General features: G+C 46.4%; 13 protein-coding genes. 9 read left to right on the top strand and 4 right to left on the bottom strand.

The window, feature by feature from the left end:
- Positions 1-6: 6 nt before the first annotated feature.
- On the top strand, positions 7-360 hold the full coding sequence (locus OW491_RS10685) for a RidA family protein (protein WP_075174091.1): 354 nt from the start codon (positions 7-9) through the stop codon (positions 358-360).
- Between the two features lie 59 nt (positions 361-419).
- Here the strand turns inward: OW491_RS10685 and OW491_RS10680 are convergent, their stop codons facing one another.
- From OW491_RS10680 to OW491_RS10670, 3 genes are all read right to left on the bottom strand, one after another.
- Positions 420-938: a hypothetical protein gene (locus tag OW491_RS10680; RefSeq protein ID WP_290035939.1), complete on the bottom strand. Its 519-nt coding sequence runs from the start codon at positions 936-938 to the stop codon at positions 420-422.
- The gene (locus tag OW491_RS10675; RefSeq protein ID WP_075179537.1) at positions 939-1,841 is read right to left on the bottom strand and encodes a hypothetical protein; all 903 of its coding nucleotides are present in this window, start codon (positions 1,839-1,841) and stop codon (positions 939-941) included.
- 106 nt (positions 1,842-1,947) lie between these two features.
- On the bottom strand, positions 1,948-2,829 hold the full coding sequence (locus OW491_RS10670) for an EamA family transporter (protein WP_290035937.1): 882 nt from the start codon (positions 2,827-2,829) through the stop codon (positions 1,948-1,950).
- 303 nt (positions 2,830-3,132) lie between these two features.
- Here OW491_RS10670 and OW491_RS10665 point away from each other — a divergent pair, with 303 nt between their 5' ends.
- Positions 3,133-3,699, top strand: a complete 567-nt coding sequence (locus OW491_RS10665) for a hypothetical protein (RefSeq protein ID WP_290035936.1) — start codon at positions 3,133-3,135, stop codon at positions 3,697-3,699.
- Positions 3,700-3,805: 106 nt separating this feature from the next.
- Positions 3,806-4,402 (top strand): DUF938 domain-containing protein, encoded by a 597-nt coding sequence (locus OW491_RS10660; RefSeq protein WP_290035935.1) that lies wholly within the window; start codon positions 3,806-3,808, stop codon positions 4,400-4,402.
- 14 nt (positions 4,403-4,416) lie between these two features.
- Here OW491_RS10660 and OW491_RS10655 read toward each other — a convergent pair whose 3' ends face one another.
- Positions 4,417-4,842 carry a hotdog domain-containing protein gene (locus OW491_RS10655; protein WP_215151604.1) on the bottom strand — a complete coding sequence of 142 codons (426 nt, stop codon included), beginning with the start codon at positions 4,840-4,842 and terminating at the stop codon, positions 4,417-4,419.
- Between the two features lie 255 nt (positions 4,843-5,097).
- Here OW491_RS10655 and OW491_RS10650 point away from each other — a divergent pair, with 255 nt between their 5' ends.
- The 6 genes from OW491_RS10650 to OW491_RS10625 all read left to right on the top strand — a co-directional run bounded on the left by OW491_RS10650 (position 5,098) and on the right by OW491_RS10625 (position 13,548).
- Positions 5,098-6,069: a phosphate ABC transporter substrate-binding protein PstS family protein gene (locus OW491_RS10650; RefSeq protein WP_215151603.1), complete on the top strand. Its 972-nt coding sequence runs from the start codon at positions 5,098-5,100 to the stop codon at positions 6,067-6,069.
- Positions 6,070-6,214: 145 nt separating this feature from the next.
- Positions 6,215-8,485, top strand: coding sequence for an ABC transporter permease subunit (locus OW491_RS10645; protein WP_290035933.1), 2,271 nt, complete (start codon positions 6,215-6,217; stop codon positions 8,483-8,485).
- Positions 8,486-8,520: 35 nt separating this feature from the next.
- Entirely contained in the window at positions 8,521-10,209 is a 1,689-nt protein-coding gene (gene pstA, locus OW491_RS10640; protein WP_290035932.1) for a phosphate ABC transporter permease PstA, read from the top strand.
- A 35-nt stretch (positions 10,210-10,244) separates the two neighbouring features.
- On the top strand, positions 10,245-11,078 hold the full coding sequence (pstB, locus tag OW491_RS10635) for a phosphate ABC transporter ATP-binding protein PstB (RefSeq protein WP_075174083.1): 834 nt from the start codon (positions 10,245-10,247) through the stop codon (positions 11,076-11,078).
- Positions 11,079-11,133: 55 nt separating this feature from the next.
- The gene (gene phoU / locus OW491_RS10630; RefSeq protein WP_075174082.1) at positions 11,134-11,880 is read left to right on the top strand and encodes a phosphate signaling complex protein PhoU; all 747 of its coding nucleotides are present in this window, start codon (positions 11,134-11,136) and stop codon (positions 11,878-11,880) included.
- 153 nt (positions 11,881-12,033) lie between these two features.
- Positions 12,034-13,548, top strand: a complete 1,515-nt coding sequence (locus OW491_RS10625) for a diguanylate cyclase (RefSeq protein ID WP_075174081.1) — start codon at positions 12,034-12,036, stop codon at positions 13,546-13,548.
- Positions 13,549-13,607 lie beyond the last annotated feature (59 nt).

Below are 13,607 nucleotides of genomic sequence, written 5' to 3'. Positions count from 1 at the left end.
CATAACATGACTATTGAACGCCAAGAAACTAAACAACGTATGAGCCGTATTGTAAAACACAACGGCACTATTTATCTCTGCGGCCAAGTGGCAGCTGATGCCAACACCGACATCACTGAACAAACGCAAACGATGCTCGACAAAGTAGAAGGCCTATTACTACAAGCGGGTTCTGACAAAGAGCATATCTTATCGGCAACCGTATATATCCGCGATATGAAAGATTTTGCACAAATGAATGCCGTTTGGGATGCTTGGGTACCCGAAGGTCATGCACCCGCACGCGCTTGCGTAGAGGCCCGCATGGCACGTCCCGAGTTATTGGTAGAAGTATCAGTGATAGCTGCTGAAAAAGCGTAATGAAATAATAAAGCGGTTTTTTACATAAAAAGCCGCTTTATAGCCAAGCCCTACGATTACTATCGCTTTTCTTTACTCTTCTGAGCCTTATGATCAGCTAATTCCTGAAAAGGATTTTTACCATGTATAGCTTCGTAACGATTTTCAATACCTTTCAGAAAGCGACTCATTAACTGAGACTGGAAGACCCACCACGCGAAACCACTTGCTCCCCCCCACACGGTGTACCATAGCTCTCCAGGTAAATTCATAAACCAAGCCCTAACAAGAAGGCTGACATAAATTAGTAAATAAAAAGCCGATGCCCAGCAGAGCCAAGAACGATAACGTGGCCTAAACCGAACCATCTTCACTACAAATAAAGTCAGAATACCTAGTTGAATAAACGCAGCTATAAAACCTGTTTTAAAAAATGTTAAAAATTTCTGACTAGACTCAAAATAAAGCGCCCCACCCAGCCACATAGCAGATGCTCCGAGAAGAGCCATAATCGCAAATATAATAACGATGCTATTAGGCGGGACAAGTAACCTAATAAAACTAATGGCTCCCTTTCCTCTTTGCTGCGCTTCACTCATTTAAAACTCTTCATAAACATTAATAGATAATTGACGAACAACTCCACTACCTGCACTACCTGTAAATGCCAGTAATGCAGCAAATGAGTCATAGATTTGACTGACCGTTGTTCTTTGTAACCGATCCGCCGCATAGCGAATAGGATAAACACCCTGAGCCTGCAGCATTTTACGCATTTTATTAGATACACCAGGACGGTTTTGGCGAATGATTTCTTCGGTTAAGCGCTTCCTTTCAGTACGATTAAGGCCTTGGAGAACGGTTCGTACGCTCTGCCCCTCAGAATTAAGCACTTTGACGTACTTGATCATCTGATAGCCAGATACTGCAACTCCCGCTAAAGAAATAACATCTAAGGCAATCATTACCGTGCTGTACCATTCCTCAGAATCTAATGCATCTAGCCGACTAGGAGCAACAGCCTCCATGGTTACACGGGCCGCCCCATTTATACACTGAGCCCCCGTCGCCAAAGCAGCAGTATAAGCAACATATGTCATTGCCGAGCTGGTTCCGCCGGTGACAGGAATCGCTGCTGCTGACGTAAAAATTGCGATAATACTAAAGGCCATTCCGGCGCACGCTAAACCTGTAGATATCGCCTCCATTACCATTTTTGACTCTCGCGGATCTTTTGAGGTTGCAATAAACTGCTGATCACTTAATGCTTGTAATGGTTCGCGAATAACTACTTTGATTGGCTTTATGCGACAAACAGGCTCAAACTCACGTAGAGTAATTACGTTTAATCTAGAATCGACATATACAACACCAGCACCAGAAAGCGCTGGATCCGCATCAATAGCTGAAAAAAGCCTTTGCTTATCTAGTGAGATCTCTAATCGACTTTGAAGATATTGTTGACCAAATGTTTGGCGCCCAAGGAGGGTATTTAAATCCATTATAAAATCCTTTTTGCTCTACTAATGTCCATGTGCGGTCACCATACGCGAGATTAAACGATGCTTCAAATACATGGTTTGCTCGTTGTATCTACCTTTAAGGCCGTCATCCAATCGCTGTAATATACCAATTAACCGCCACCAACATTCCTGCAGCAGCAATCAAACGACGCGCCCATACTCGCCATTCAACTTTAGGTTCTATACCTTCCTCCAGCAGCGGTCTTAGAGCAATGCCCACTAATACCACCACAATACCGCGTGTTGCTAGCATCAAATTACCGAGCACAACGCCACCAAGCACAAAGGCTGTGAATAAAAAAACCATTGATATTAAGCACAATGCCGCAACAGGAATACAGGCTCGGGTCGCCGCCGCTTCCATACGCCAAGGTCGGCAAAACAAGGTAAATAAGCTATTTAGCCCGAAGCAGTAGCTCAACACAAAAATCACTTGGGATAGCTGATCATCAAAGCTAACGGCATTAATGAATGCCCCCAAACTTATATCCGATGCAGAGAACATAACCACAGTTGTTAGCGTCAGTAATGTCGCCTTCAAAGGAGGTTTTCCTGCTCCTATGGATAAAAATGCGGCAGCCGCGGTGGCCAAGGCAATAGCTTGCCATTGCTCAATATTGATATGTGTGTTGAGGAATAGTGAACTGCCTATGCCCACAACCATTAGCTTTAGCGCGAGCATAGGCGCGACTTGGGCTGATGAGGCTCGATTCAATGCCGAGAAAAAACAAATTTGTGCTATCCAATACGCAACTGAAACACCTAAAGCATATAAATGCGCTTGCCACGATACGCTATCAGGCCAAAATAAATACGCCAAAGGCCATGCGACAAACCCCAATTGCCAATGCATCTGCACATTAAGCGCTAAGCCGGGTATGAGCAAATGCACTTGGGCACGACGAACAAAAATGTAAAAAATTGATTGGCAAATAACAGCCAATAGCCCTGCAGCGATTGCGATCACGGCGGTGCGCCTCATTAAGTATAAAAGCATCCTTATCAGCGGCACATCATAGCCTGAAAAGGCTATATTAAACGCAAGAGAGGCGGGACACTCTGTTCCCAAAACGGTTAAAGTCGTTGCTGTTTTTGGGTCACACAAAGCGCGTAATAGCCAAAAAGCAATTTGAGTGCGGTATTGCGCTCGCTGTTGAATTGGAGTGCAATAGCCATTAAAGCACTACGCTCAATAAGGTTTGCTTTACGTGTTCAATGGACGAACTAGCACAAAGGAATAACGATCATGTCTCATTTTTATAGGCTACGGATGGCTTGGCTTATAATACTAACCACGTGTCTTGCTTTGGCAGGATGTTCTACAACGTTATTTAACGCTCCACCAACAGTTACCTCCACTACAAAGCTATCGGCGTCTAAGTCAGTTAACTTAGCCCCGTACGCGAGTGAGTATGGCTGGATACATGGGGGCTGCTTTGCAAGCCTGAGCCCAAATGATCTTACCGGTGCCGCCGTAAAAATCATCGATTTACAGGGAGAACGAATCTTACACGGTCGTTTAACCAAACGGATTGACCCACTCGCGATAACAGCACAGGATCAGCAACAGTGCTTTGCACTTAGCAACGCGCGTTTGGAGTACAACTTAACAGATGGTCGATCGTTTTATTCAATAGAAACTGACTCAAATATAGGATTAGCTATCGGCGTACTGAACGATGCCCGCTTCGACTTTAATCCATTACATGGCTATAGCTACTGTCAGACTACTCATCGGCTGTTGTTCACAGTATGGGAGCAAGCACCCTATACCAGCGCTATACGTTGGAAGGATAGCTATTACGTCGACGATCCAATGATACCGACGTGCCCTTAAAAGCTACCAGCGTACCAGCCTTATTTTAAACGGTTTAGTTCACGTCTTATTCAGCGTAAAAAGCTCTACAATACAGTCAACTACTACCCACTATAAGAGAGCGGCAATGCTTAATTTTAGCGAGGCAAGCGAACGTAACAAACGGCCGATCTGTCAGCACTTGATACCTTACTTTACGGATGAGATGCGAATACTTGAGATTGGTAGCGGGTCTGGTCAGCATGCACTGTATATTGCAGATCAGCTCCCCTTGGTATTCTGGCAGCCCAGTGAGCAGCCGCAGTATGTTGAAGCGCTCGCATTAAATCTTGAGCAATATGCTCCTCAAAATATTGCCCCGCCCATACCACTGGATGTGCGCGAAGAATGGCCAGAGCGAACATTCAATGCCATTTTTTCAGCTAATACGCTGCATATTATGTCGTGGTCGTGTGTGCAGGCTTTTTTTGCTGGAGCTGGGCGCAGCCTAGCGCCTAGTGGATACTTGATTGTATATGGGCCATTTCGTTATCAAAATACTTTCACCTCAATGAGCAATCAAGCATTTGACCAAATGCTTAAGGCTCGTGACCCTAATAGCGGTATTCGTGATTTTGAGGCTATAAATGCCTTAGCCAATGAAGCGGGCTTTATGCTGGTAGCGGATTATGAAATGCCGGCAAACAACCAACTCATTATCTGGCAATACACTGAGCAGGATTAAACATTGCTAGCGGTTTAAGGCGTCACATATTGCGCACGGCGTATGTGACCATCTTCATCAATAGCGACGATCACACATTCTGTTTCCGTGACTTTGCGCAGTGCTCGCCCATCGGGACAACGTCCCCATACCTCAACCCGCAAACGCACTGAGCTCCGTCCCATTTCAATAATATCGGTGTAAAAGCACAAAATAGTGCCAACCAATACTGGAGAGAAGAAATCCAGCGAGCCAACAGACACGGTTGCTACACGCCCTTCGCTTTCAACGGCCGCACGCATTTCTGCGGCAAGTACCGCTTGAGAGGTAACCCACCCTCCATACACATCACCAAACATATTGGTAGCAGCATGACTGGCCGGAAGCTTTAATGTTAACTCACCTGTGGGCGTTAACTCATCGGAGACATTTTCCGAATCAATATCTGTGTGACTTTCCATTATTGTTCTTGTGTGAACCCCATCAATCTTTGATAGACAAAAGTATCATCTGATTATAAAGCATTCAGTCTAAGACTGAATACGGGCAGATTACAGGGTTATTGTGTTTTTTTATCAATATGCGTTTTAAGGAATAGTTTTCACACTGTCACATTCTTGTCACAAAGACAGCCTATAGTTCGCTCAACATAAAAAATTGATCGTCTAATTCAATAAACTGTTTATCAATAAACAACTGTTTCTTTGGAGCAAGTAATGAAACCTATGAAGAAGTTATTCGCCGCAATCGCCATGACAGCAACCTGCATGTCTGCTTCTGCAGCGGATCTGTTAGATCCGAACTTACCAACTTACACTAAGGCTTCTGGTGTTTCTGGTAACCTATCTAGCGTAGGTTCAGATACTTTGGCTAACTTGATGACGTTGTGGGCTGAAGAATTCAAGCGCATGTACCCTAACGTTAACGTACAAATTCAAGCCGCTGGATCTTCTACTGCACCTCCAGCATTGACTGAAGGCACATCTAACTTCGGTCCAATGTCTCGTAAAATGAAAGACAAAGAAATCGAAGCTTTCGAGAAAAAATATGGTTACAAGCCAACGGCCGTTGCTGTAGCTATCGATGCTTTGGCTGTTTTTGCTAACAAAGACAACCCAATCAAAGGTTTATCTATTCCACAAGTTGACGCTATCTTCTCTTCTACACGCAAGTGTGGCGGCGCTGAAGATATCACTACTTGGGGTCAAGCTGGTGTTGAAGGCTCTCTAGCTGACAAAACTATTCAATTGTTCGGTCGTAACTCTGTATCAGGCACTTACGGTTACTTCAAGTCTGTTGCTTTGTGCAAAGGTGACTTCCGTAACAACGTAAACGAGCAACCAGGTTCTGCATCTGTTGTTCAGTCTGTATCTACTTCTTTGAATGGTCTTGGCTACTCAGGTATCGGTTACAAAACATCATCTGTTCGTGCATTGCCATTGGCTAAGAAAGACGGTGAAGCTTTCGTAGAAGCAACACCTGAAAATGCAGTAAACGGTACGTACCCTCTATCTCGTTTCTTGTGGGTTTATGTAAACAAAAAGCCTGGCCAAGACCTAACTCCTATGGATGCAGAGTTCTTGAAAATGGTTATGGCAAAAGTGGGTCAAGAAGTTGTAGTTAAAGATGGCTACATCCCACTACCTGCTAAAGTAGTTGAGAAGCAAATGAAAGAGCTAGGCCTATAATTTAGCCTACGCTTCGCTAAGGACAGCGTTCAGGGAGTGCCGTAAGGCACTCCCTTTTCTCGTTACTAAAGCGCTGTAACATAAGTGTCACATAACTCACGTATTCTTGCGCCACTGTTATCGTAGAACCATTAGGTCTCTTCTCATGAGTATAGAAAATACCACGTCGCCACCACAGATTAGCTTTGATACACCCGCCCAGCTTCGTTTACGCAAATTACGTAAACTAAAAGATAAAATGGCCGGTGTAGGTATCGCCTTTGGCGGTATTAGCGTCATTCTCGCTATTTTGCTGATCTTCTTTTATCTGCTGTACGAAGTTGCACCGCTGTTTCAGTCGGCGCATATGGAAAAGTGGCAGCACAATGGACAAACGGTTGAGAACTACGCCTCTCCAGGCGAAGGAAAAACCTTATACCTTGCTATGGAAGAGCAAGCCGAAATTGGCCTGCGCATTACCGCAACACATGCGTACTTTTTTAACACTCTCAACGGCGACATCATTAATGAGTCTGCCCTGCCAGTGCCTGAAGGTGTTGAAGTTGTCAGTACCGCTGTTATTTCTGAGCCCCAGCGCCTGTTTGCGTTAGGCTTAAGTAATGGTTCTGCGCTGATCATCAAGCACGACTATCGTTCTACTTACCCAGATGGCGTACGTGTGATTACACCTAGCCTAGAGTACCCATTAGGCGAAGAACCGCTAAGCGTATCTGATCGCCCACTAGCGCTACTAGGGATTGCCTATTCAGGTGATAGCTGGAACATTATTGGTGGTGATGACAAGGGCTTATCGCAAGTCAGCGTAGCCGTAGAAGAAAATATGATGACCGGTGAGGTTGAGCTAGAGTCTGAAAGCTCAACACTACCGGCGTTTAACATTGGTGCACGCAAACTTCTATTACTGCCAGACAACCGCTGGTTGATGATTGCCGGTAAAAACAAAATTGCCGTCGTCGATCTGCAAGCAGACGGCGGGCCACAAACGGTACAAGTGGCCGAGGCAACCAAAGGAGAAATTACCACATTCAAAATGTTACTCGGTGGTAACGCTTTGCTGGTAGGTGATAACCAAGGTCACATTTCACAATGGTTCCTGGTTCGTGATGAAGCGACTGACTGGGTTCTCACGAAGATCCGCTCGTTTGAAAGTGGTTCAGCAGCCATTGATGACATTGCTATCGAGCAGCGCCGTAAAGGCTTTGCTGCGATTAATAACGACGGCACATTGCGTCTTTATAATACGACGGCACATCGAAATGCGTTAACCGATAAAGTAGCGGATGGGCGAGTGGATTATATCGCTTATGCCCCACGTTCAAACGCGATGTTAATAGAACAGAACAGCACATTGGCTTTCTGGGCTATTGAAAACGAGCATCCTGATATTTCATGGTCTGCTCTATGGGAAAAAGTGTGGTACGAAGGCTACGAAGAGCCAGACTATGTATGGCAGTCTTCTGCGGCTAACAACGACTTTGAACCTAAATACAGCTTAATGCCACTCGCATTCGGTACACTAAAGGCGGCCTTCTATGCCATGCTTTTAGGTACGCCACTGGCCATCTGCGGAGCGATATACACAGCGTACTTCATGGTTCCGGCCATGCGCCGTAAAGTAAAACCTTTCATAGAGCTAATGGAAGCTTTACCTACTGTTATTTTAGGCTTCTTGGCTGGTCTATGGTTAGCGCCATTCATGGAACTGCATTTGGCGGGCATCTTCGTCATTCTGATACTCGTACCTATCTCCATAGTTCTCTTTGGCTTTATATGGGCGCAGGTTCCCGACCGCATTCGCTTCCTAATACCAGAGGGTTGGGATGCAGCACTGCTGGTACCCGTTATCATTTTGACCGTTATGCTGAGTTTATCGATCTCCGTACCTGTTGAAGAACTGTTGTTTGGCGGTGACCTTCGCTTATGGATCAGTAACGAAGCCGGTATACCGTTTGACCAACGTAACGCACTGGTGGTTGGTATCGCCATGGGCTTTGCGGTTATTCCAACAATCTTCTCGATCACAGAAGATGCGATCTTTGCCGTACCTAAGCACCTGAGCTATGGCTCACTTGCCTTAGGCGCTACACCTTGGCAAACGCTAACTCGAGTAATTTTGCCAACGGCAAGCCCGGGTATCTTCTCTGCATTAATGATTGGTATGGGCCGCGCTGTTGGTGAAACCATGATCGTATTAATGGCAACAGGTAATACCCCCATTATGGATATGAACATATTTGAGGGTATGCGTACGCTAGCCGCCAACATCGCGGTTGAGATGCCTGAATCCGAAGTAGGAAGCACACATTTCCGCATTCTTTTCTTAGCTGCGTTTGTACTCTTCCTGTTTACCTTCATGGTTAACACCTTGGCAGAGTTGGTTCGCCAGCGTTTGCGTAAGAAATACGGCTCGCTGTAGCCCCTGATAACTGCGAGCTTAGAGGATAACGAACAATGAAAGTCTCTTTATCAAATTGGACAAAAACTGGGTCACCATGGGTTTGGTTAAACGCCGGTGCCGTGGCCATCTGTATCATTATGGTTGTTGGGCTATTAGGTTTAATTGCCGTACGTGGTTTAAGCCACTTTTGGCCAGCGGATATTCTGCAAGCCACTTACCAACAAGGTGATCAAAAAATCACACTCGCTGGCGAAGTCGTCGAGGTAGAAGACGTACTGGCCGAGCAGCTACGTGGTGCGGGTGTCGATGTGCCAGAAGGCCTTGAAACAATGCGTCGCGATTTATTAAAAATCGGTAACCGTGATATTGGCGGTATCGACTTTACTTGGGTATTAGACGCTAACCTGTCGGATCGTCAAAAGCCGGCCATGTTATTCGCGGCAGAGCGTCACGAATGGGGCAACTTTTACGGTTACCTGCGCAGCCTAAAACAAGGCGATGAAGTGGTCGGTAGCTACGATGGCTATGACCCAAGCGAAGCCTACTTAACGCTATGGGGCCAGTTTGAGCAAAGCATCGAGCGGGCTATTGAGATTAACGAAACCATTCTCGAAATCCAAAAAGGCGAAATCGGTGCGATCAACTACGAGCTAGAGCGTTTACGTCTTAAACAGCGCTCACTGGAGCTCAAAGGCTCTACCGATACCGATGCTTTTGCTGAGATTAACACTCGCCGTGATGAACTCAACGCCGAATACGAAAATTTACAACAAACATTAATCGATCTTTATGCTCAGGTTAACCGCGATAGCATCCAAGCAGAAACAGCAAGCGGCCAAATGCTAACCATTTCAGTGGCAAAAATCGTACGCGCTTATCGCCCTAATGATATGGGTATCATCGCTAAGTTAGGCCATTATGGCGCTAAACTGTGGGAATTTGTTTCAGCAGAGCCTCGCGAAGCGAACACAGAAGGCGGCATATTCCCAGCGATATTTGGTACTGTCATGATGGTTATTATCATGTCGATCATGGTGACACCTTTTGGTGTAGTCGCGGCTGTATATCTACGCGAATACGCAAAACAAGGCTTTACCACTCGTCTTATTCGTATTGCAGTTAACAACCTAGCGGGCGTACCATCCATTGTATATGGTGTGTTCGGCTTAGGGTTCTTCGTGTACTTCTTGGGCGGTAACATTGATCGCTTGTTTTACCCAGAAGCCCTACCTTCGCCTACATTTGGTACGGGCGGCCTCATGTGGTCATCGATCACACTCGCTCTACTCACGGTTCCAGTAGTTATTGTGGCAACAGAAGAAGGCCTATCACGCATTCCTCACGCCTTACGTGAAGGATCGCTTGCATTGGGAGCTACCAAAGCAGAGACACTATGGAAAGTCGTCTTACCTATGGCCAGCCCAGCGATGATGACCGGTGTAATCCTTGCCATAGCACGAGCTGCTGGGGAAGTAGCACCTTTGATGTTGGTAGGTGTGGTCAAACTAGCACCGAGCTTACCCTTGGATATGAACTATCCTTTCCTACATTTAGACCAAAAGTTTATGCACTTAGGCTTCCACATTTATGATGTCGGTTTCCAAAGTCCAAACGTAGAAGCGGCTCGTCCGCTGGTATATGCCACAGCCTTCTTGCTGGTGGTCGTGATCGCCCTACTGAACATCAGTGCTGTGCAGATCCGAAACCACCTACGTGAAAAATATAAATCGTTAGAAATGTAACGCTGTAGAACGACTGAATTAAAGGTTTATTGATTATGACTACAAACGCGAAAACTCACCGTATGGATATTTCATCGTTGCAGCGTGACGACCGCCAGCTTTCTTTGGAAAGTGAAACGATTGCCCTCCATGTTAACGACCTACGTCTTAGCTACGGCGAAAAAGAAGCCCTGCACGGCATCAACATGACCATTCCGAAAAAGCGCGTAACAGCCTTCATCGGACCATCCGGTTGCGGTAAATCAACCCTGTTACGCTGCTTTAACCGCATGAACGACCTGGTGGATAGCTGCAACATCACCGGTGAGATAGTGTTAGATAACCAAAATATCTACGACCGCACAGTTGAAGTAGCTGATCTGCGCCGCCGCGTGGGCATGGTGTTTCAGAAGCCAAACCCGTTTCCAAAGTCTATCTACGAAAACGTAGCCTATGGTTTACGTATTCAAGGGATTAAAAAGAAGCGTGATATCGACGAAACCGTCGAATGGGCGCTGCGCTCAGCCGCCTTGTGGGATGAGGTAAAGGACCGCCTACACGAAAGCGCATTGGGCATGTCAGGTGGTCAGCAGCAACGTTTGGTTATCGCGCGTACCATCGCGGTAAAACCAGAAGTGTTACTACTAGACGAACCCGCTTCTGCTCTTGACCCTATTTCAACGCTTAAAATTGAAGAACTCATTCACGAGCTTAAGAATGACTTTACCATCGTCATTGTAACGCACAATATGCAACAGGCTGCGCGTGTTTCTGACTATACTGCATTCATGTATATGGGTGATTTAATCGAGTTTGGTGTTACCGATACCCTCTTCACGAACCCCGAGAAGAAGCAAACGGAAGATTACATCACAGGCCGATACGGATAAAACCTACCGCCTACTAACACCATGCAGATATTGACACTAATTGAGGAGTACCATTGTGGAACTCAATAAAGATAGCTACTCAACACACATTTCACAGCAGTTTAATGACGAGCTAGAACTCATCCGTACTGAACTGCTAACCATGGGCGGCATTGTAGAACGACAAGTGCATGATGCCGTAAAAGCCTTGTTAACAGGTGATGCCGAATTAGCTGAAAAATCACGCCGCGTCGATCGTCAAACCAACGACATGGAATTAATGATCGACGAGCGTTGCACCATGATCATCGCGCGCCGCCAACCCGCTGCCAGCGACCTACGCTTGATCGTTGCCATCTCTAAAGCGGTCAACGACCTTGAGCGCATGGGTGATGAAGCCAGCCGCATCTGCCGACACGCCATCGAGCTAGTAGAAGAAGGCGACTCACAGCGCGGCTACCAAGAAGTCCGTCACATTGGTTCACTCGTTAGCAGCATGGTAAAAGATGTGCTCACCGCCTTTGCCCGCAACGATACAGAACTGGCTTATCACGTCGCCAAACAAGACAAAGCCGTCGACTTGGAATACCGCACGGCTATGCGATCAATCGTCACTTACATGATGGAAGACTCGCGCGCAATCTCCAGCTGCCTGAACGTCATCTGGGTACTGCGTAGCTTAGAGAGAATCGGTGACCACTCGCGCAACATCGCCGAACAGCTCATCTACCTAGTTAGCGGCACAGACGTCCGCCATGCGCCGCTCGCCGAGATGCGCGAAGTTGCTGGTGCAACGGATAAAGACGACGAAGAACCAGCGTAACTTTGCAATTCCAATAGGGCTGCCAACGGCAGCCCTATTCTTATAAATACCTGAAGTCTGCACAAACCCACTTAACCGACTCAACCTTTTTCCCTTTCTGCCGCTAATTCCAGAACACGCGTTATCAATAAGCGACACAGTCTGGAGATATTCATGAGCGGCTACATCGTATATGGCGACTTAAATTGCCCGTACAGCTATGCGTTATTCGAACGATTAAAAGCAATGGATTTGCTGGATCAGGTCGAGTTTCGCTTGGTAGAGCACGCTCAAGATATAGGCCTATATGGCAATACAGCCGATATCCTCTCAGAGCTGGCGAGTGATGTATTTGCTGTGCGCGGCCATGCGCCAGAAGTACCTATTTCGTTACCTCCAGAGCGACCAGACAGTCGTTTTGCCAATTTATGCGTATTAGCCGCAATGCAAATCGATCGTGAAAAAGCGCTTAATTTTATAGATCTTTTTTATAAAGCCCTTTGGGTTGACGGACAAGATATTGCTAGCCCCACTATTATTTTTGACGCCTTACAAAAAGCGGGGTTACCCACCGAGTTATCTATTGATATCGACTGTGAAGAACAACTCGATACCTGGCAAGATCAGTGGGCCGCCAGTGGGGTAAGCTCTCGCGTTCCATCAATCGTGGCAGAAGATAAGCGCACGTTAATAGGCTTAGCTGCCCCCGAAGATCTACAAGCGTTTTTTGAGGGCGCGGCGACCGAAATTGAGTATGACTCTCGCGAGTTCTGTAAATATACCGACCATCATACCATCGCTGTATTTGCCCCAAATGGTATCGAAACGGTCTGGAAAACTATCGACGCGTTAAGAGCACGCTACAATATTTTATTACCCGCAACCTTAAGCGATTTAAGAAAGCAGCTTCTAAGCCAAGAACAAACGCCCGATTTATTGTTAATTGATGGCTCTGACGAGTGGCTCCCTACTTTATTAAACTGCCAAAACCTCGTTCAGAAGATCCACCACGGCTTTATACCAACCGCCCTCATCAATGCCGATAATGATGATCAGCAAGAGTTGCAGGCATACACGCATGGCGCATCTGACTTTATTGTTAGAGGCCGAGCAGAAGGTATTATCCGCGCACGCGTAGGCATGATGCTCGAATTAAAGCGCTCTCGTGATTTCTTAGAACGTTCGGCTCGTATCGACGGGCTAACGGGAGTAAATAACCGACGTGAGTTTGAAAAACTATTAGAAATGGAATGGCGACGTGCTAGTCGCAGCAATCTGCCTTTGTCACTCATTATGGTCGACGTGGATCATTTTAAAGCGTTTAATGACCTCTATGGCCATTTAGCGGGCGATAGTGGCTTACGACGTATTGCCGGTGCTATGGAAAATGCGGTCAACCGCTCACATGACTCTGTCTGCCGTTACGGTGGGGAAGAATTTGCTGTTTTATTACCCGAAACAGACAAAGCCGGAGCAGAGCTCGTAGCGCAACGCATTCGTAAACAAGTACAGGCATTGAGCATTAAACACGAGCGCTCAAGTACCGGGCTGGTTGTTACCGTTAGCCAAGGTATTTGTACCTTAACACCCTCAACAACGTACAGCCCACATGAGCTTGTCGAACGCGCCGATAGCGCGCTTTATAACGCAAAGGACACGGCACGCAACTGCATTGTAGTAGCCGCGTAAGCCCGCAAATAGCATCAATGCATTAGCTTTCTATTTCAGAAAACGATTGACCATTGGAA

The organism is Neptunomonas sp. CHC150 (assembly GCF_030397555.1).
GTDB classification, from domain to species: Bacteria; Pseudomonadota; Gammaproteobacteria; order Pseudomonadales; family Balneatricaceae; genus Neptunomonas; species Neptunomonas phycophila.
The sequence above is the reverse complement of the archived record's forward strand: the minus strand, read 5'-3'. Positions and strand labels throughout refer to the sequence as shown.

What these genes read in the sequence shown, in the direction of transcription:
- OW491_RS10685 (WP_075174091.1), top strand. Translation starts at nt 7, where the DNA reads ATGACTATTGAACGCCAAGAAACTAAACAACGTATGAGCCGTATTGTA.
- OW491_RS10680 (WP_290035939.1), bottom strand. Translation starts at nt 938, where the DNA reads ATGAGTGAAGCGCAGCAAAGAGGAAAGGGAGCCATTAGTTTTATTAGG.
- OW491_RS10675 (WP_075179537.1), bottom strand. Translation starts at nt 1,841, where the DNA reads ATGGATTTAAATACCCTCCTTGGGCGCCAAACATTTGGTCAACAATAT.
- OW491_RS10665 (WP_290035936.1), top strand. Translation starts at nt 3,133, where the DNA reads ATGGCTTGGCTTATAATACTAACCACGTGTCTTGCTTTGGCAGGATGT.
- OW491_RS10660 (WP_290035935.1), top strand. Translation starts at nt 3,806, where the DNA reads ATGCTTAATTTTAGCGAGGCAAGCGAACGTAACAAACGGCCGATCTGT.
- OW491_RS10655 (WP_215151604.1), bottom strand. Translation starts at nt 4,842, where the DNA reads ATGGAAAGTCACACAGATATTGATTCGGAAAATGTCTCCGATGAGTTA.
- OW491_RS10650 (WP_215151603.1), top strand. Translation starts at nt 5,098, where the DNA reads ATGAAACCTATGAAGAAGTTATTCGCCGCAATCGCCATGACAGCAACC.
- OW491_RS10645 (WP_290035933.1), top strand. Translation starts at nt 6,215, where the DNA reads ATGAGTATAGAAAATACCACGTCGCCACCACAGATTAGCTTTGATACA.
- pstA (WP_290035932.1), top strand. Translation starts at nt 8,521, where the DNA reads ATGAAAGTCTCTTTATCAAATTGGACAAAAACTGGGTCACCATGGGTT.
- pstB (WP_075174083.1), top strand. Translation starts at nt 10,245, where the DNA reads ATGACTACAAACGCGAAAACTCACCGTATGGATATTTCATCGTTGCAG.
- OW491_RS10625 (WP_075174081.1), top strand. Translation starts at nt 12,034, where the DNA reads ATGAGCGGCTACATCGTATATGGCGACTTAAATTGCCCGTACAGCTAT.